Origin of the sequence: Ruegeria jejuensis (assembly GCF_041537905.1) — a bacterium.
In the GTDB taxonomy this organism is placed as follows: Bacteria; Pseudomonadota; Alphaproteobacteria; order Rhodobacterales; family Rhodobacteraceae; genus Ruegeria_C.
The window spans coordinates 138,167-156,589 of record NZ_JBGRUO010000005.1; the positions used below are offsets into that span (position 1 = coordinate 138,167).

At 60.2% G+C, this 18,423-nt stretch carries 15 protein-coding genes; 2 read left to right on the plus strand and 13 right to left on the minus strand.

Annotated features, from left to right (window positions below; all coding sequences use genetic code 11):
* Positions 1-8: 8 nt before the first annotated feature.
* From deoC to AB1E34_RS08175, 7 genes are all read right to left on the minus strand, one after another.
* On the minus strand, positions 9-1,004 hold the full coding sequence (gene deoC / locus AB1E34_RS08145) for a deoxyribose-phosphate aldolase (protein ID WP_372571964.1): 996 nt from the start codon (positions 1,002-1,004) through the stop codon (positions 9-11).
* 17 nt (positions 1,005-1,021) lie between these two features.
* A complete protein-coding gene (locus tag AB1E34_RS08150) occupies positions 1,022-2,224 on the minus strand; it encodes a phosphopentomutase (RefSeq protein ID WP_372571838.1) in 1,203 nt (400 codons plus the stop codon).
* Positions 2,221-3,207 carry a sugar-binding transcriptional regulator gene (locus AB1E34_RS08155; RefSeq protein ID WP_372571839.1) on the minus strand — a complete coding sequence of 329 codons (987 nt, stop codon included), beginning with the start codon at positions 3,205-3,207 and terminating at the stop codon, positions 2,221-2,223. The genes AB1E34_RS08150 and AB1E34_RS08155 overlap by 4 nt, the downstream gene beginning before the upstream one ends.
* Before the next feature lie 36 nt (positions 3,208-3,243).
* Complete coding sequence (locus AB1E34_RS08160) at positions 3,244-4,209, minus strand: ABC transporter permease (protein WP_372571840.1); 966 nt, start codon at positions 4,207-4,209, stop codon at positions 3,244-3,246.
* Positions 4,209-5,303, minus strand: coding sequence for an ABC transporter permease (locus AB1E34_RS08165; RefSeq protein WP_372571841.1), 1,095 nt, complete (start codon positions 5,301-5,303; stop codon positions 4,209-4,211). The genes AB1E34_RS08160 and AB1E34_RS08165 overlap by 1 nt, the downstream gene beginning before the upstream one ends.
* Positions 5,300-6,847: an ABC transporter ATP-binding protein gene (locus tag AB1E34_RS08170; protein ID WP_372571842.1), complete on the minus strand. Its 1,548-nt coding sequence runs from the start codon at positions 6,845-6,847 to the stop codon at positions 5,300-5,302. Before AB1E34_RS08170 ends, AB1E34_RS08165 begins: the two co-directional genes overlap by 4 nt.
* A 226-nt stretch (positions 6,848-7,073) precedes the next feature.
* Positions 7,074-7,523, minus strand: a complete 450-nt coding sequence (locus AB1E34_RS08175; RefSeq protein WP_372571843.1) for a phosphate-starvation-inducible PsiE family protein — start codon at positions 7,521-7,523, stop codon at positions 7,074-7,076.
* 251 nt (positions 7,524-7,774) lie between these two features.
* Between AB1E34_RS08175 and AB1E34_RS08180 the strand changes: the two genes are divergently transcribed.
* Positions 7,775-9,052, plus strand: coding sequence for an MFS transporter (locus AB1E34_RS08180; RefSeq protein WP_372571844.1), 1,278 nt, complete (start codon positions 7,775-7,777; stop codon positions 9,050-9,052).
* A 21-nt stretch (positions 9,053-9,073) separates the two neighbouring features.
* Here AB1E34_RS08180 and ugpC read toward each other — a convergent pair whose 3' ends face one another.
* The 4 genes from ugpC to AB1E34_RS08200 all read right to left on the minus strand — a co-directional run bounded on the left by ugpC (position 9,074) and on the right by AB1E34_RS08200 (position 13,289).
* Complete coding sequence (gene ugpC / locus AB1E34_RS08185) at positions 9,074-10,123, minus strand: sn-glycerol-3-phosphate ABC transporter ATP-binding protein UgpC (RefSeq protein ID WP_372571845.1); 1,050 nt, start codon at positions 10,121-10,123, stop codon at positions 9,074-9,076.
* 11 nt (positions 10,124-10,134) lie between these two features.
* On the minus strand, positions 10,135-11,031 hold the full coding sequence (gene ugpE, locus AB1E34_RS08190) for a sn-glycerol-3-phosphate ABC transporter permease UgpE (protein WP_372571846.1): 897 nt from the start codon (positions 11,029-11,031) through the stop codon (positions 10,135-10,137).
* Between the two features lie 8 nt (positions 11,032-11,039).
* The gene (locus AB1E34_RS08195) at positions 11,040-11,921 is read right to left on the minus strand and encodes an ABC transporter permease subunit (protein WP_372571847.1); all 882 of its coding nucleotides are present in this window, start codon (positions 11,919-11,921) and stop codon (positions 11,040-11,042) included.
* Between the two features lie 72 nt (positions 11,922-11,993).
* Positions 11,994-13,289: an extracellular solute-binding protein gene (locus AB1E34_RS08200; RefSeq protein WP_372571848.1), complete on the minus strand. Its 1,296-nt coding sequence runs from the start codon at positions 13,287-13,289 to the stop codon at positions 11,994-11,996.
* 449 nt (positions 13,290-13,738) lie between these two features.
* On the opposite strand from AB1E34_RS08200, the gene AB1E34_RS08205 reads away from it, so the two are divergent.
* Positions 13,739-14,254 carry a hypothetical protein gene (locus tag AB1E34_RS08205; RefSeq protein WP_372571849.1) on the plus strand — a complete coding sequence of 172 codons (516 nt, stop codon included), beginning with the start codon at positions 13,739-13,741 and terminating at the stop codon, positions 14,252-14,254.
* A 7-nt stretch (positions 14,255-14,261) separates the two neighbouring features.
* On the opposite strand, the gene AB1E34_RS08210 is transcribed toward AB1E34_RS08205, so the two are convergent.
* Positions 14,262-17,399 (minus strand): efflux RND transporter permease subunit, encoded by a 3,138-nt coding sequence (locus AB1E34_RS08210; protein ID WP_372571850.1) that lies wholly within the window; start codon positions 17,397-17,399, stop codon positions 14,262-14,264.
* A complete protein-coding gene (locus AB1E34_RS08215) occupies positions 17,396-18,418 on the minus strand; it encodes an efflux RND transporter periplasmic adaptor subunit (RefSeq protein ID WP_372571851.1) in 1,023 nt (340 codons plus the stop codon). The genes AB1E34_RS08210 and AB1E34_RS08215 overlap by 4 nt, the downstream gene beginning before the upstream one ends.
* Positions 18,419-18,423 lie beyond the last annotated feature (5 nt).

Here is an 18,423-nt window from a genome sequence, read left to right on the forward strand (position 1 = left end):
CAGTCATCCTAGCTGATGCCGTGACGGAACGTGGCCGAGTAGCGGCCCGTTACGAAATGTTCGAGTTGGCGTTCGATATCGCCCAAGAGACTGGAGGCACCGAAGCGGAACAGATCGGGTTCCAGCCAGTCATTGCCGCGCTCTTCCTTCATCAGCGACATATAGACCAGCGCGTCCTTGGCCTTTGAAATCCCGCCCGCGGGCTTGAAGCCAATCTTAAAGCCCGTGCGCGCCTCATATTCGCGGGTGGTACGGACCATGGTCAGGCTGACGGGGAGCGTTGCGTTAACGCTTTCCTTACCGGTGGAGGTCTTGATGAAATCGGCCCCTGCCATCATGCAGACATGGCTGGCGCGGGCGACATTGCGCAGGCTGCCCAGGTTGCCGGTCGAGATGATCGCCTTCACATGCGCCTCGCCGCAGGCCTCGCGATAGGCGCGCATCTCGTCATAAAGCGCCTGCCAATCGCCAGTTAGCACGTGGCGGCGCGAGATAACGATGTCGATTTCCGACGCCCCCGCCTTGACCGATTCCTCGATCTCCTTGACCCGCAGGTGGAAGGGGCTGAGCGCATCGGGGAAACCGGTGGACACGGCGGCGACGGGAATGCCGCTGCCTTCCAACGCTTCGACCGCCGTTTCGATCATCTCGTGATAGACGCAGACCGCGCCGGTGGTGATGTTCAGGTCTTCGACGCCCAAAGCCTCAATCAGATCCCGGCGCAACGGGCGTTTGGCCTTGGCGCAAAGGCGGCGCACCTTGCCACGCGTATCATCGCCGTTGAGCGTGGTCAGATCCATCAGCGTGATTGCGCGCAAGAGCCAGGCGGCCTGATAGTCCTTCTTGACGCTGCGCCGCGCGCCGAGGCTGCCGGCGCGGCGTTCCACCGCCGATGTATTGACCTGAACCGAGGACACCCAGTCGAGGTCGAGCGGAATGCCGGGATTGCGCGGGAACCGCGCGGGGTGGGCAGCGACGGGCAATTGATCCGCCGTTTGGGTGATGTCTTTTGTGGAAACAGTCACTGTTTCTCTCCTAGCAGGGGCAGGATGCTGGTGCCGTGCGGGGTGCCGGGTACGCCGAGGTAATCGGAGATGGTGGCACCGATATCGGCGAAGGGGCGGATGCCCAGGGCGGCGGGGGCCAGCGTATTCGATTTGATCAGAATTGGCACCTGTTCGCGGGTGTGATCGGTGCCGGACCAAGTGGGGTCGTTGCCGTGATCAGCGGTGATGATGAGCAGATCGTCGGGCGCCATTTTGGAGAACAGCTCGGGCAGGCGGGCGTCGAAGTCTTCCAGCGCTTGCGCATATCCCAGCGGGTCGCGGGCATGGCCGAACTCGGTGTCGAAATCGACGAAATTGGCAAACAGCAGCCCGCCCTCTTGCAGGTCGTCCATCGCCTCCAAGGTCAGATCGAACAGGGCCATGTTGCCGTGGGTCTTGCGGATCTCACTGATGCCGCGCCCGGCATAGATGTCACCGATCTTGCCCATGGCCAGCACCTGCCGCCCGGCAGCGGTCAATGTGTCGAGGATTGTGTCCGCATGGGGCGGCATGGTGAAATCTCGGCGGTTTCCAGTGCGTTTGAAATCCTCCGCCGTATTGCCGACGAAAGGCCGCGCGATGATCCGGCCCACGCGGTAGGCGTCGCAAATCTCGCGCGCAATGCGGCAAAGATCGTAGAGGCGGTCGAGGCCAAAGCTGTCCTCATGCGCGGCGATTTGCAGGACGGAATCAGCAGAGGTGTAAACAATGGGCTTGCCACTGCGCATATGTTCTTCGCCCAAGTCGCGCATGATCGGAACGCCGGAGGCATGTTTGTTGCCGAGGATGCCGGGCAAGCTGCCTTTTGTGATCATCGCATCCAGCAATTCAGGAGGGAAGGAGTCATCCAACGCCTCGAAGACATGCGGCGGGGTCGTGACCGGCAGACCGGTGATCTCCCAATGACCCGAGGGCGTGTCCTTGCCTTTGCCCGTTTCGCGGCCCACGGCCCAGATCGCGCCCGTGCGGGGTACCGCGTCAGTCCATGCATTATTGCTGGAGTGCGCCAGTGCCTTGTAAAGCCCCATTCCGGAGAGGTTCGGAACGTTCAGCCCGGTTGCACCCCGCGCGTCGAGGATATGGCCAACAGTGTTGGAACCTGCATCGCCAAACGCCTCGGCATCTGGCGCGCCGCCGATGCCGACGGAATCCATCACGACAAGTAAAGTGCGGGTCATTGGGTCGCTCCGAAATTGACGGGGGCCTCGGACAGCACCGCGCGGGCGAGGTGTTCGTCCAGCACGATCTCACTCACCAGCCCGGCGCGCAGCAGGCCCAGCACCGCTTGTGTCTTGCGCAGACCGGCGGCCATGCCGAGGACGCGGCGACCGGCCAATTCCTCGCCGCGCATACCCACGGTCTTGCGGCCCAGCTCGGTTTCGACGATGCGGCCATGGATGTCATAGAAGCTGCCCGCGATATCGCCGACCACGTCTGCATCGCGCAGGTCCTGCAATTCCCGGTCGCTGATGCCTTGCGTGCGGGCCAGATTGCTTTCGGCGTCGATCGAGCCGATGCCCACCACGAAGATGTCGGATTTGCGCGCCAATTCCATCAATTCCTGTACGCTCTGGTAAGACTGGAAGCTTTCGCGTTCCTCGACCGACGAGGCCAGATAGGGCACCGGCAGGAAATAGGCCTCGCCCGCCGTTTTGCGCTGCATCCGCATCACCACATCAAGCGGGTTGGCAGAGAGCTTGCGCAGCAGGCTGCCAGTGATTGAGACGATTTTCAGGTCGCTGCGATCCAGCTCGGGCATCGCAGCCACGGCAGCACTCATGGTCTCGCCCATACCGACACCGATCTGGGTGACTGTCTTTTTCTCCAGCAATTGGACAAGATATTCCCCGGCAGCTTCGCCGACGCTTTGCAACAGTGCCTCAGCATCGTCGCGCCCCGACATGCCCGCGGAGGCAACCGTGCAGCGGGTCAGGCCGAAACTCTGTTTCAGACGGTTTTCAAGTGCCAGCAACTCGTCCGAGCCACCTTCGATCCGGATGGTGACATAGCCCTGTTCCAGCGCATGGTTGATCAACCGGTGTACCTTGGACTGCGACATCTCAAGCTCGCGGGCGATCTGCGACTGCGTCTGGCCCGCGACAAAGGACATCCATGCCGTCTTGGTCGACAGGTATCGCAGATTGTCGGTGCTCTTTTTCATCTCAGGACTCAACAGTCGGAGGCTGATCCCGAAAGATCAGCGCTCTTTGGAGTAGGGTTCGCCACCGGCCAGCGGCGGTACGGCGCGGCCCACGAGGCCCGCCAGGATCACCACGGTCAGGATATAGGGCAGCGCATCCATGAACTGGACCGGGATCACGAAGTTTCCGATCTCGATATTCTGGTAGCGCAGCGCGACCGCTTGCAGCACGCCAAACAGCAGGCAGGTCCACATGGCGGGCCAGGGCTTCCACTTGGCAAAGATCAGCGCGGCCAGCGCGATGAAACCGCGCCCGGCGGTCATGTCCTTGACGAAGCCCGCCTGCAATGCCGTGGCCAGATAGGCACCCGCCAACCCACAAAGCACGCCGCAGATGATCACGGCCATATAGCGCAGCCGCGTGACCGAGATACCGGCGGTATCCACCGCGGCGGGGTTTTCGCCCACCGCGCGCAGGCGCAGGCCAAAGCGGGTGCGGTAGAGCACCCACCAGGTCAGCGGCACAATCAGCACAGCGACATAGACCAGCAGGAACTGACCCGAGATCAGCTCGTGGTAGATCGGGCCAAGGATGGGTACATTCCTCAGCGTCTCGGACAGCGGCAAGGTCACCGATTCAAACCGCCCTGCTCCGGTCAGCGATGGGGTACGCCCGCCTTGTTCGAACCAATGCTGGGCCACCAACACGGTCATGCCGGCGGCAAGGAAATTGATCGCAACGCCCGAGATCAGCTGATTGCCGCGGAAGGTGATCGAGGCCAAGCCGTGGATCAGTGACAGCGCCACCGACGCGGCGATGCCCGCCAGCAGTCCCACCCAGACAGAGCCGGACATATAGGCGATGGCGGCGGAGAAAAACGCGGCGACCAGCATCTTGCCTTCCAGACCGATATCAATCACGCCTGCGCGTTCGGAAAACAGCCCCGCCAGACAGGCCAGCAGCAACGGCGTGGCGAGACGTACGGAAGAATCGAGCACCTGAAGAATGTCGAGAAAATCCATCACGAGTTCCCCCGGCGCAGCATCGCAAAGAGCGATTCAAGAGGCATTCGGACCATGTTGTCGAGCGCTCCGGTGAACATAATCACCAGCGCTTGGATCACGACGATCAACTCGCGCGGAATATCGGTCCAGAGCGCCAGCTCCGCGCCGCCCTGATAAAGGAAGCCGAACAACAGCGCCGCCAACAGCACTCCAAACGGGTGGTTGCGGCCCATCAGCGCTACTGCGATCCCGATGAAACCGGCGCCTTCGACCGAGTTCAGGACCAGCCGCTCCGCCTCGCCCATGGTGGTGTTGATCGACATCATCCCTGCCAACGCGCCCGAGATCAGCATGGCGATCACGATGGTGCGTTTGGGGTGGATGCCGGCATAATTCGCCGCCGTTTCGGACTGGCCAAAGCTGCGGATCTCATAGCCCAGCTTGGTGCGCCAGATCAGCAGCCAGACCAACACGCAGGCGATCAGGGCCAGGAAAAAGGTCACATTTGCAGGTGCCCCCCGGAAGAGCGGGGTGTCGGCGGTCGAAAAGAGGGCCTGGAAGGTCGGAAGATGCGTTGCTTCGGGAAACGGGCCCGAGGCCGGGTCCATCGCGCCTGCCGGGCGCAGCAGATTTACCAGCACGTAGTTCAGCAGGGCGGCGGCGATGAAGTTGAACATGATCGTGGTGATCACGATATGGCTGCCGCGTTCGGCCTGCAGATAGGCCGGGATAAAGGCCCAGAGCGCCCCGAACAGCCCCGCCGCGACCGTCGCCCCGATCAGGGCGATCGACCAATGCGGCCATGGGATATAGAGGCAGACCAGCGCCACGCCGAGGCCTGCGACAATCGCCTGCCCCTCACCGCCGATATTAAACAGCCGCGCGTGAAAGGCGACGGCAACTGCAAGCCCGGTAAAGATGAAATTGGTGGCGTAATAAAGCGTATAGCCCCAGCCCGAGGACCGCATCAGCGAGCCCTCGACCATCAGCTTGAAGGCAGCGATCGGGTTTTCTCCGATGGCCAGCACCACCAGCGCCGACAGCAATCCCGCCAGAAGCAGGCTGATCAGCGGGATCAGAACGACATCTGCCCAATGTGGCAAGGTCCTCATGCGGCGTCCTCCCCTGTGACGCCCGCCATCAGCAGGCCCAACTCGCGTTCATCGGTGGCGGCGGCGTCACGCTCGCCCATTATATGGCCGTCAAACATCACCGCGACCCGGTCGGCCAGCGACAGGATCTCTTCCAGTTCGACACTGACCAGCAGGATCGCCTTGCCCTGATCGCGCAGCGCTACGATCTGTTGGTGAATGAATTCGATGGCACCGATATCGACGCCCCGTGTCGGCTGGCCGATCATCAGCAAATCCGGGTTGCGCTCGATCTCGCGGGCCAGCACGATCTTCTGCTGGTTGCCGCCTGAAAAGCTCTTTGCAGCAAGGCGCGGATTGGGCGGGCGCACGTCGAAGCGCCCCATCATTTCATGGGCCTCTTCGAGAATGGCCGCGTTTTTCATGAATGGACCCGAGGTCCAGCGCGCATCATGGTGGTAGCCAAAGACCGAGTTTTCCCAGGCGCTGAAATTCATGATCAGTGCCTCGCGGTGGCGGTCTTCTGGCACGTGGGCGATATGTTCGGCGCGTCGCGCCCGCCCGTCAGAGCCCGAGCCCGTCAGCGGCAGCGCCTTGCCGTTCAGTCGTACGGTGCCTTCGCCGGGGCGCATGCCGCCCAGAACCTCAAGCAGCTCGGATTGACCGTTGCCCGCGACGCCCGCAATGCCCACGATTTCACCGGCGCGCACGGTCAGGTCGATGCCCTTGACGCGCTCGACGCCACTGCCATCCACGACGCGCAGCTTTTCGACCTCAAGGATGGGTTTGCCCGGCTGGGCCGGCATCTTGTCGACCCGCAGCAGAACCTTGCGACCCACCATCAACTCGGCCAGATGTTCGGGATTGGTTTCAGAGGTCGTGACGGTGGCTGTCATCTCGCCGCGCCGCATCACGCTGACCGTGTCGGTATATTCCATGATCTCACGCAGTTTATGCGTGATCAGGATGATGGTTTTGCCCTCCGAGCGCAGCCGGTCGAGGATACGGAACAACTGATCGGCCTCGGACGGGGTCAGCACGCCGGTAGGCTCATCAAGGATCAGGATCTGCGCTTGCCGATAGAGCGCCTTGAGGATCTCCACACGCTGCTGGTGGCCGACGCTGAGGTTTTCGGTCACCGCATCGGGGTCGACATTCAGCTCATATTCCTTGGCCAGATGCTGTAACTCGTCCCGTGCCTTGGCCAGCGAGGGTCGCAGCAACCCACCATCCTCTGCCCCCAGAACGATGTTTTCCAACACGGTGAAGTTCTCGACCAGCTTGAAATGCTGGAACACCATGCCGATGCCCGAAGCGATGGCGGCCTGGCTGTCGGGGATGTCGGTCTTGGTGCCGTTGATCCAGACCTCGCCTTTGTCGGCCTTGTAGAACCCGTAAAGGATGCTCATCAGAGTGGATTTTCCGGCGCCGTTTTCGCCGATGATCCCATGGATCGACCCGGGGCGGACCGAGATCGAGATATCCTTATTGGCCTGAACCGGGCCGAAGGCCTTGGAAATCCCACGAAGTTCGATGGCGGGGGGCTGGGTGTCGCTGGCTGCCATGTCAGATACAGCCCCGCCGCGTTGCAATCACTGTCATAATGTCCTCACTGTTGGCCCGTGGGCTCCATTATGACTGGCATTCGTAGGGCGCACGACGATTCGACGCAATGAATTTTAATTCACATGCAGCATATTTTCCCACGCGACGGGGTCCTGCGCCATTGCTTTGACCATCGACCGGGGCAGATCACACGCGCCGCCGCGCCGCCCGCGTCGAAGGATTTGGCTATTTGCCGGATAGCCAGTATGCGATCCCGAGCGCCAGCGCCAATCCGGCATAGGCAGCAATATGGCCTGGGTCCATTTGCTTGTAGTCGAAGGTGATGACCTTACGCGCAATCGCCATCAGCCCCGTAGCGACAACCAACCTTACATGGATGACGTTGGACGTCAGATAAAGCGCGGCGTTGGTATAGACTTCGATAGCGATCAGAACGGACAAGACCGCGCCCAGCACGACCAGCAGGTCCTCGCCCTCGACAAGCAATGCCGGCGTCTCAATGACCCGAACCCCAAACGTATAAAACGCATCCAGGATCGTCCAGGCAATCACCAGAACCATGAGAATGGAGAGTGCGCGTGTCAGCTGGCGGATGACCACGTTTGAGACGCGGATTACCGGATCTTCGTGTTCTGGGTCCAGTTCGATATGGAACTCTTGATCATCGCTCGACATTCATGTTTCCCGTTCAGCTAGTTCTTCGGTGCAAGTCTCTATTCGCATATCACAACTTGAGGATGTTGCTTGTGCCGCCGCTTCAGATACCGGACCGGTGTGTTATTTCGGACCCTGCTGCACATGGATCGCCGCTTCGTTTAAACAGTTTCAGGTGCGCCACACTTGGACTTAACCGGGGGACCTTTTTTTGACCCCGACAAACGGATAGGTCATGATTTGCGAAACATAGCACCCATAGGCGCACACGAATGACAAACGATCAGGCTCAGGTTGAAAAGCGCAACTTTCCGATCATGACCGGCCAAAGTACGGTAGCGCAGGCGGCCTGGACCATGGCCAGCCCGTCAATTGTGCTGACTTTTCTGGCCGTGGCGCTGAATCTACCCGTGCTTTTTGTTGGTGCGATGGTAACGGTTCGGCAATGTGCCGGAACGCTGGTGGATATTTTCCTCTATGATCCCATCACCCGGATCAGGAACCGCAAGCTGATGCTGTCGTTGACCGATATCGCGCTCGGGACCTGTTACATTGTCGCGGTTGTGGCCGCGCTGCTGGGGTCAGAGGTGGTCATCATGGTGACCTTTGCCATCGTGATCTTCGTGTTGGGTCTGGTCGACGAAGTCCAAACCTTGATGCTGACAGATTTCATTGGTGACAATCTGCGCTCGAAGGCACGGATGAGGATGAAATATGCGCAGTTGGCACTTGGCGGCGGGATTGCCATCGCGCTGACTTTGATCGCTCATGAACTGACCAAGGAATTGCCACCGTTGCACCGGCATTCAACCGTCATCTCGATCGCTATCGGCTGTTTCATCATCGCTGGGCTGGTCACGCTGGCGGTACGTGACATGGGCGCGGGGGTGCAGCGGGATGTGGCTCCGATCCGCTCGCCGATCACCGCGCTCAAAGACTATGTTTTCAACGCCTTGGACATGCTGAAACAACCCTGGTTCGTGAAGTTCATGAGCCTGCGGATACTCTATGTCGTTACCGTCATGTCGGTGCCCTTCTTCGCGCTGCTCACGGCGGAGACGCACAAGCACTCGGACAAGGGGCTGACCGCGCTGATCATCTCGACCGCGGCCGGAGCGGTCGTGTCGGGCCCGCTCTGGAGGATGCTCAATACGCTGTCGCATCGGACAGTGATGGTTGCAAGCACGCTTATGGTGGCAGCGACGGGTGTCGTACTCATCACCGCACATTTCACGGGCATGAACCATAACGTCAATCTGCACGCGGCGGCCATGTTCGTCATTACGGTGGCGGTGAACGGCCTGAGCACGGTGCGCGGGCTGTATTATATGGACCTCGCACCCAAGGATCAGCGGATCAGGGGTGTGGCGGTATCGCGCAGCCTGAGTCGACTAACCTCCATTGTCGTCTCCGCTTCGCTGGCGGGGATCGCGCATCTGCATGAGACCGTCTGGGCGCTGGTTCTGATCGTTGGCTTCAGCATCCTGTCGGCACTTGTCAGCTACATGGTGGTGCGCCCGGAAGACCGGACGCACGAGGCTTCGGCCTGAGGCCCAGCACTGGTGCTGGATTCAGATCCGGAAGCCGTCGTCGCGCGAAAAGAAATGCACCGCGCCGGGGTTGATGCCCACCGGAATAGTGCCGGTTGCGGCCTCGTGATCCTTGCTGACGCTGACTGAGAACGCCTGCCCGCCCAGCGTGCCATGCAACAGCCGTTGCGCGCCAAGTTCCTCGACGATTTGCACATCGAAGGGTGTGGATCCTTCGCCCAGCGTCAGATCCTCGGGACGGATGCCGACCAGAATCGGACCAGAGGATGATGCAGGCGCGGCCACCGGCAGCTCCAGCCCCTCATCCAGCGTCACATGTTTGTCGCTGCCGACTGTGGCGTTCAGCACATTCATCGGCGGCGCGCCCATGAAGCTGGCGACAAAGGTCGAGGCGGGTGCGTTGTAGATCTCCTTTGGGGTGCCGATTTGTTCGATCCGGCCGCCGTTTAGGACGATGATCCGGTCCGCCATGGTCATCGCCTCGACCTGATCATGGGTCACATAAACTGCCGTGGTGCCTAGGCGGCGCTGCAGCGCACGCACCTCGATCCGCATCTGGTTGCGTAACTTGGCGTCCAGATTAGACAGCGGTTCGTCGAACAGGAACAGATCCGGCTGACGCACGATGGCGCGGCCCATCGCCACTCGCTGCCGCTGCCCGCCTGACAACTGACTGGGCCGCCGGTCGAGATAGTCGGTCAGGTTCAGCATCTTTGCCGCTTCCTGAACCTTGGCATCGATTTCGGCCTTTGGGAGCCCGCGGTTCTTGAGGCCGTAACCCATGTTTTTGGAGACCGTCATATGCGGATAAAGCGCATAATTCTGGAACACCATAGCGATGTTGCGATCAGCGGGGTCGACATCATTGACCACCCGGTCGCCGATCCTGAGCGTGCCTTCGGTGATCTCCTCAAGCCCCGCGACCATCCGCAGAAGGGTGGATTTGCCGCAACCCGACGGGCCGACCAGCACCACGAACTCACCGTCCTGAATGACGAAGCTGCAGGTTTGAACGGCCTCGAACCCGTTCGGGTAAACTTTGTGAATGCCCTCAAGTGCAACCTGGGCCATATGCGTATTCCTTATTTGTCAGATTCCGTGAGGCCCTTGACGAACCAGCTCTGGAAGAAGATCACGATCAGCACCGGTGGCAACATGGCGACGATCGCCAGCGCCAGCGCCTGCCCGTGTTCGGGGATCGCGGCGTCGGAATAGGTCAGAACGATCTGCTTGATCCCGCGCACCAGCGTAAAGAGCGACTCATCGGTGGTGATCAGGGTCGGCCACAGATACTGGTTCCAGCCAAAGACGAACATGATTATGAAGATCGCGGCAATCATCGTCCGCGACAGCGGCACCAGAATGTCGATGAAGAACTTCACCGGCCCTGCCCCGTCGATGCGTGCGGCCTCGACCAATTCTTCGGGCACCGCGCGGAAGAACTGGCGGAAGAAAAACGTGCCGGTTGCTGACGCGATCAGCGGTACGATCAGCCCGGAATAGGTGTTTGCCATGCCCAGCCGCTGGATCGCCTCATATGACGGTAGTATGCGCACTTCGAGCGGCAAAAGCAGCGTCGTGAAGATGATCCAGAAGGCGAAGGTCGCAAAGCGCAGCCGGAAATAGACGATCGCATAGGCCGCCATCATCGAGATGATGATCTTGCCGACCGCAAAGCCGATGCCAAGGATGAAGGAGTTTTTCAGCATCACCATGCCATCGACGGTTTTGGTGAAGCCACCCTTTTCAAGCAGCGCCTTTTCGAAGTTGGTGCCAAGCTGGTCGCCAAAAGTCAGTGCCAGCCCCTCACGGTGGATTGTGACCGGGTCATAGCTGGCCGTGACGAAGGCATAAACCAGCGGCATCAGCATCAGCAGCGATCCTGCGATTAGCACCAGATGATCGAAAACCGCGCTCCACTTGAACCGCAACCGCGTCGGGGTGGGCTGGGCAATTTGGGTCTGTGTCAGATCAGCCATGTCTTGCCTCACGTATAATGAATGCGCCGCTCGATCAGGCGAAACTGGAATATTGTCAGAACAAGAACCAGCACCATCAGGACCACGGATTGTGCCGAAGAACCGCCAAGGTCATTGCCCCGGAACCCGTCCAGATAGACCTTGTAGACCAATGTCATCGGGTTTGCGCCGGGCTCGCCTTTCATCATCGTGTCGATGATGCCAAACGTATCGAACATCGCATAGGTGATGTTGATGATCAGCAGGAAGAACGCGGTCGGCGCCAGCAGCGGAAAGGTCACATCCCAGAACCGCCGGACACCGGAATTGTTGTCGATCAACGCCGCCTCGCGCACCGAACGCGGGATCGACTGCAGACCGGACAGGAAGAAGATGAAGTTGACCGGAATCTGTTTCCAGACCGCGACAATGATCATCGCGGTTGCGGTGTCGAAATAATCCACACCCAGTTTGAAATCCCAGCCGAAAAACCCAAAGAAACGGGTCAGCGGACCGTGGCTCTGATCGAAGAACATGATGCCCAGAAACCCGGCCACTGGCGGCGCGATGGCGTATACCCACATCAGCAGCGTCCGATAGGTCTTGGCCCCGCGCAAAACGTTGTCGGCCTTCACTGCCAGAAGAAGAGCGATCGATAGCGACAGGAAAGTCACGATGGCTGTGAAATACACCGTAAACCAAGCCACCTTGCGGTATTCGACAGACTGCGCGATGTCGGTATAGTTCTCGGCCCCCACAAAAGTCGAGCCGAAACCAAACGGATCCTGCAGATAGAACGAGGATTGTATCGCCCAGGCTGCAGGCCAGTAGAAAAACACAACAATAATGGAAAGCTGTGGCACCAATAGCAGGATGGGCAGCCACGGATTGGTGAAACCGGCTCGCTTCACAGGCGTATTCCTTTGAATTGCGCCAGCGGCCGCTTGGATACGGCCGCCGGTCGTATTTGAGTCAAAAGCGCGTCAGTTCTGCGTCTTGGCGAAGCGTTCCAACAGCTTGTTGGACTCGGCCTCGATATTCGCAAACGCGGTTTCGACATCGGTTTCACCGGTCAGGATGCGGCCGTATTCACGGTTCATCACATCGCGGATCTGCACATAGAAGCCCATGCGATAGCCCTTGGTATTGTCACCGGCGGGCAGTGAGAGCTGCTGGATGCCAACCTCGGCCGCAGGGAACTCGTCATAGTGGCCGTCTTTCTTGGCAACTTCATAAGCGGCTTCGGTGATCGGCACGTAGCCGGTTTCCTTGTGCCAGCCATACTGCACCTCGGGCGAGGTCAGGAAGTTGAAGAACTCGGCGGTTGCCTTGTTTTCCTCATCCGACTTGCCCGACATCGCAAACAGCGCCGCGCCACCGATAAAGGTCTGTTTCGGCTCGGCGTTCACGCCTTCCCAATAGGGCAGCATGGTGGCCGAGAACGGGAAATCGACCTTCTGGACCAGACCGCCGAACGAGCCGGACGAGCCCAGCCACATGGCAACCTTGCCTTCTTCGAACGGCTTGGCGTTGTCGCCCCAGCCGGTGCCGTACCATTCAAACAGGCCCTGGTCTTTCCAGTCCTTCACGGCGCTGAAATGCGCCTTGATAGCGTCGTTATTCACCAGGATCTGGGTATCGCCGCCGTTATAGCCATTGTCATTGGTCGCAAAGGGCAGGTCGTGACGTGAATGGAAGTTCTCGGTGAATATCCAGGGCAGGTGCGACTGGCTGAGCGGGATATACCCCGCCTCTTTTAACGCCGGGCCGGTGGTGCTGGCGAACTCTTCCCAGGTTTTCGGCGGGGTAACGCCCGCCTTGGCCAGCGCGTCCTCGTTATAGTAGAGGATCGGCGTAGACGAGTTGAACGGCATGCCGATCATCTTGCCATCGGCATCGGCGTAGAAATAGCGGACACCGGGGATATAGTCGTTGATGTCAAAGGCGACGTCATTGGCCGCCAGCAGATCCTGAACCGGGATGACCGCGCCCTTGGCACCGATCACGGTCGCGGCGCCGGCATCAAAAACCTGCATGATGTTGGGTTGTTCACCCGCGCGGAAGGCGGCGATCCCAGCGGTCAGGGTCTCTTCGTAGGAGCCCTTGAAAACCGGCGTGATCTTGTAGTCGCTCTGACTGGCATTGAAGTCTTCGGCGATCTGGTTGACGGTCTCGCCCAGTTGACCGCCCATGGCATGCCACCATGTGATTTCCGTCTGCGCAGAAGCAGATGTGGCGGCAAAAACCAATCCTGTTGCGGCGATTTTGAGGAGTTTCATTTCCATACTCCGATTGTTGAGCCGCTGATCGCGGCCATTCAAATTTGCGCAGCGCTTGTTCAGCGCTACCAGGCTCCCATTGGCACGCAAGTGGCTCCCTCCCGCGAGCGGAAAATTGCATCGCAACAGCTGGCGTAGATTGGCCCCACCAACGTGCACCCGCGACCAGTTATAGGGTTTGTTTGACGATTCTGTGAAACAAAAATCGTGAGCTACGAATTTCTCCGTTGGTCTTGAAGGCGAATGGTTGACCTTTCTTTCCCAGAGTCAGGCGGGCAGAACCTTGTAAAGTTTCAAGGGGATGGCGAGTAAATTCCAGATGATCACTGCCCGGAAAGGCCTTTATCTGCCGGCAATGCAGATGGCCCTCAGATATGTTACGCCGGTGTCGCTGAAACTCTGCTACGTTCCGGTCAAATCCCCTGACGTTACCCAAGGACCTGTCCACCGTGTCTGACCTTTACTCCCTCTGGCTCACATTTCCGCAGGCGCTTGAGGATCAGCTAGGGGAGCATGTGGCGACGCTGGCCCGGATGACAAAAGGGCCGGTCTTTCAGCCCCATGTCACGCTGGTGGGTGATCTGCCTTATGATCGTGCGCGGGAGATTTTCACCTCGGAACGGATCGGGCCGATTGCGCCGCGCCTGCAGGGGCGGTTCGGAAGGCTGACCCATGGCGAAACCTATTTCCAGTCACTTTTCCTCGTGGTCACCCTGCCCGCCCAGGTCGCACATGTTCGCCAGCAATTGCTGGATGAGCTTGATCTCGATCCGGCATACCCGCCACATGTCAGCCTGGCCTATGGCAGTCTCGACGGAGAGGTCCCGACATCGCATCTGGGCCGGATCACCGCTACGTTCTGCGACCAACCCGCACCGCTGGCGTTTCTGGATCTTGTCGCCTCATCCGAGACCCGGCCGGTGGAGAGCTGGAAAATCGTCGAGCGGCTGCCGCTGAACGTTTGACCGCGCGTCAGGTTCCGTCAACGCTCTGCCTGCCGCGCAGCCAAGACAGGGTCCGTTCGCGCAGCGACTGGAAACTCAGGTAAAGCACCGGGATCATCAGCAGCCCTATGGTGCTGTCGAAGATCATCCCGAACAGAACCGGGTAGCCGATCGAAACCCGCCCCGCCGCCCCGGCCCCGGTGGCTAGCACCAGCGGCAGCACCCCGATGATGAAACACAGACCGGTCATGGTGACCGGGCGAAACCGAAGCTCGGCCGCTTTCAGCGCCGCGGCGCGGATCGATGTGCCGCGCGCGCGTTCGTCATTGGCAAACTCGACCACCATGATAGCCTTCTTGGCAGCCAGACCGATCAGTAGCACCATTCCCACCTGCGCGAAGATGTTGTTGCTCAGATGCGGGATCAGCGCCAGCGGTACCAATGCGCCAAAGATCGCGAAAATTGTCGAGGTCATCACTGCAAGCGGCAGCGTCCAACTTTCATAAAGCGCCACCAGAAAGAGATAGGACAGCACCATCGCGCCCATCAGGATATAGGTCACCAGCCCGCCTGCTGCGACCTCTTGCTGGGTGACGCCGGACCATTCGATGTCGAAATCCTCTGGCAGGCTGGTATCGGCGATGGCCTTCATGGCGGCAATGGCCTGACCCGAGCTTACGCCATCCGCAAGCTGCGCGTTGATCGATGCGGCGGTATAGAGGTTGTGGCGCGGGATGCTGTCCGGCCCCAGCACCGGCTCATGGTTGACCAGCACACGCAGCGGGAACGAGTCGCCATCGGAGTTCTTGACATAGATGTTACCAATGTCGTCCAGCGACTGCCGGAAGTCCGCATCCGCCGAGATGACGATCCAGTGGACCTTGTTGCGCTTGATGAAATTGCCGACGTAGTAGGAACTCAGGCTGGCCTGCAGCGCTGAAAAGATGTCGATCACCTCAACGCCCAGCGTCTCGGCCCGGTCGCGGTCGACCGACAGCAGATATTGCGGCACGTTGGCCGAAAAGCTGCTATGCACATGACTGAATTCGGGCGCGGCATTCAGCGCTGTAAGGAAGGCGGTCTTGGCGGCATCCAGCTTGTCGACATCGCCATCCGCCAGGTCGACCAGTTCCGCCGAAACCCCGCCACCAACACCCAGACCGTGGATCGAAGGCAGCGGGAACACGAACGAGGTCGCCTCGGGCAAGGTTGCAAGCCCGTCATTGGCCGCAGCCATTATCGCATACCATTGCAGCTCTGGCGTTGTCCGCTGATCCCAGGGGTCCAGCGCGATCACCACCATGCCGGTGCTGGGTTTGGTGCCACTCATCATGCTAAAGCCTGACACCGTGGTGACGCTGTGCACCCCCGGCATCGCCCGGATCATGGTGTCGACCTGAGTCATCACCGCCTCGGTCCGCGCCAGCGAGGCGCCATCGGGCAGGTCGATCCCCGCCAGCAGGATGCCGCTGTCTTCGGCGGGAATGAAGCCGGTGGGCACCGTTTTGAACAGATAAATTGTCCCGCCCACGAAGCCAGCAAAGACCAGCAGGCTCAGCGCCAGATAGCGCAGCATCAACCCGACCAGCCGCATATAGAGCCCGCGTATCCAGGCGATCAGCGCAGGCACCAGCCGCAGTGGGCCCCGTGGCCGCACACCCTGCCGCAGCAGCAGCGCGCATAGCGCTGGACCAAGGGTCAGCGCATTCACCGCCGAGAGCATAAACGCAAAGATGATGGTCAGCGCAAATTGCAGATAGATCTTACCGGTGATGCCGGGAAAGAAGCAGACCGGCACAAAGACAGCCCCCAGCACGAAGGTGGTGGCGATGATGGGTCGCGTCACCTGATCCATTGCCTTTTCGGTGGCGGCACGGGCCTCAAGCCCTTCCTCCTCCATGATCCGCTCGGCGTTTTCGATGATGACGATGGCGTCATCCACCACCAGCGTGATCGCCAGAACCAGCGCCAGCAGGGTGATCATGTTGGCGCTGAACCCGATCAGAAAGATCAGCGCCACCGCCCCCAGAAGCGAGACCGGGATCGCGATGGCGGGCACGATGGTCGCGCGCCAGCTTGCCAGGAACAGGAAGGTGACCAGGACCACCAGACCGGCAGTCAGACCCAGCGTGAACAGGATATCACGGATCGACAGCCGCACCGCCGTGGTGATGTCATACGGGATCTCATAGCTGACGCCGTCGGGGAATTTCTGCGCCAGATGATCCAGTTCGGCCAGCACCGCATCGGCGATGTCGAGCGCGTTGGCGGTGGCCTCCTGATGGATGGCGATGGCGGCCGAGCCCTTGCCGTTAAACCGCGAGGCACCCGAATAGCTTTCCGCCCCAAGCTCGACCCGCGCCACATCCCCCAGCCGCACCAGCGAGCCGTCGGTGTTCGACGCGACGATGATGCGCTCGAATTCCTCGGCTTCGCGCAACAGCCCGCGGGCCTGAAGCTTGAACTGGAAATCGGGTGTCTGGGTGCCAAAGGGCGGTGCGCCCAGCTCGCCTGCGGCAGCCTCGACATTCTGGTTCTGGATGGCCGTCGCAATGTCGGAAGCAGTGATGTTCAGCGCCGCCATCTTGTCGGGTCGGGTCCAGACCCGCATGCTGTATTCCAGCGGCCCGAATTGGGTCACCGCGCTGATCCCGGAGATCCGGGCCAGCGGGTCCTGCACGAAATCGGCGGCATAATTGCTGAGATAGAGCTCGTCTCGCGAGCCATCGGGTGAGGTCAGGTTGATCACCATCATCATCCCGCCCGAGCGTTTCGAGACATTGATCCCCTGCTGAATCACCGACGGCGGCAGTACCGGTTCGGCCAGCGCAACCCGGTTCTGCACGTCGATTGCTGCGATATCGGGATCGGTGCCGATCTCGAAGGTCACGGTCAACTCATAGGTTCCGCTATTGGAGCTGCCCGACGACATATAAAGCATGCCATCAACGCCGTTGACCTGTTCCTCGATAGGTGTGGCAACTGCTTCCTGGATCAGCGCCGCATCGGCACCGGGATAGCTGGTGGTCACATAGACCTGCGGCGGCGTGATCTCGGGGTATTGGGCAATCGGGATCAGGCGGACGCCCAGCAGTCCCGCCAGCACCATCAGGATCGCGATGACGATTGCGAAATTCGGGCGCTCGATGAAATAGCGCGGGATCATTGCGTCGGCTGACCGCTGGCATCCACTGGCGTGACCGTCGCGCCGTCATGGATTTTCTGAAGTCCCTGCACCACCACCCGCTCGCCCTCATTCAGGCCCGAGGTGATCTGCCATGCCCCGTCCATCTGCTGACCGGTTTCAACATTCTGTCGGTGAACCACATTCTTGTCGTCGAGCACAAAGACGAAATGCCCGTTCTTGTCCAGTTGCAGCGCCGATTGCGGCACCGTCAGACTGGGCGCGGCATCGGCGTCCTCAAGATAGGCCGAGACAAACTGACCGGGCAGCAGCGCGCCATCGGGGTTCGCGAAACTGGCCCGCAGCTCGATCGTGTCGGTGTCCTGCCGGACCTGCGTGCCAACATAAATCACCTGCCCGCTGGTCCCGTAGTCGCTGCCATCGGAAAGATGAATACGCACCTTCAGTTTGATCTGATCGTCGGCGATTAGGCCTTTTTTGCGTTCTTCAATCAGGACGCCCTCGCTGACGAAAAAGCTGACAAAGATCGGATCGACGCTGGTGACGGTGGCCAACACCCCGCTGTCGGAACTGATGACATTGCCGGCATCGACCGACGACCAGTTGATGCGGCCATCCAGCGGGCTGGTGATCTCGGTATAGCCCAGATTGATCTGGGCCAGTTTCAGCGCGGCTTTGGCCGCGTCCACTGCCGCCAGATCCTGACCGTATTCCGCCTGCGCGGCATCCACCACCGATCGCGGCACATCACCCTTTTCCAGCAGGTCTTGATTGCGCTCAAGGACAATGTCCGAGCCCTTGGCGGTCGCTTCGGCCCCTGTGACCGAGGCCCTGGCGCTGGCGACATCCGCTGCATAGACATCCTGTTCGATCCGGAACAGCACATCTCCTTCGGATACCAGAGCACCAGGTGTGAAGTTCACCTCTTGCAATATCCCTTCGACCCGCGCCTGCAGATCGACCCGCTGCTGCGCGATAACGCGGCCCACATAGGCATCGGCTGGCTGTACCACTGCCGAAGAGACCTTGGCTACGACCACGCCGG

Excerpts from the sequence above, each read along its gene's own strand:
- AB1E34_RS08150 (WP_372571838.1), bottom strand. The coding sequence starts at position 2,224 with ATGACCCGCACTTTACTTGTCGTGATGGATTCCGTCGGCATCGGCGGC.
- AB1E34_RS08155 (WP_372571839.1), bottom strand. The coding sequence starts at position 3,207 with ATGAAAAAGAGCACCGACAATCTGCGATACCTGTCGACCAAGACGGCA.
- AB1E34_RS08160 (WP_372571840.1), bottom strand. The coding sequence starts at position 4,209 with ATGGATTTTCTCGACATTCTTCAGGTGCTCGATTCTTCCGTACGTCTC.
- AB1E34_RS08165 (WP_372571841.1), bottom strand. The coding sequence starts at position 5,303 with ATGAGGACCTTGCCACATTGGGCAGATGTCGTTCTGATCCCGCTGATC.
- AB1E34_RS08170 (WP_372571842.1), bottom strand. The coding sequence starts at position 6,847 with ATGGCAGCCAGCGACACCCAGCCCCCCGCCATCGAACTTCGTGGGATT.
- AB1E34_RS08175 (WP_372571843.1), bottom strand. The coding sequence starts at position 7,523 with ATGTCGAGCGATGATCAAGAGTTCCATATCGAACTGGACCCAGAACAC.
- AB1E34_RS08180 (WP_372571844.1), top strand. The coding sequence starts at position 7,775 with ATGACAAACGATCAGGCTCAGGTTGAAAAGCGCAACTTTCCGATCATG.
- ugpC (WP_372571845.1), bottom strand. The coding sequence starts at position 10,123 with ATGGCCCAGGTTGCACTTGAGGGCATTCACAAAGTTTACCCGAACGGG.
- ugpE (WP_372571846.1), bottom strand. The coding sequence starts at position 11,031 with ATGGCTGATCTGACACAGACCCAAATTGCCCAGCCCACCCCGACGCGG.
- AB1E34_RS08200 (WP_372571848.1), bottom strand. The coding sequence starts at position 13,289 with ATGAAACTCCTCAAAATCGCCGCAACAGGATTGGTTTTTGCCGCCACA.
- AB1E34_RS08210 (WP_372571850.1), bottom strand. The coding sequence starts at position 17,399 with ATGATCCCGCGCTATTTCATCGAGCGCCCGAATTTCGCAATCGTCATC.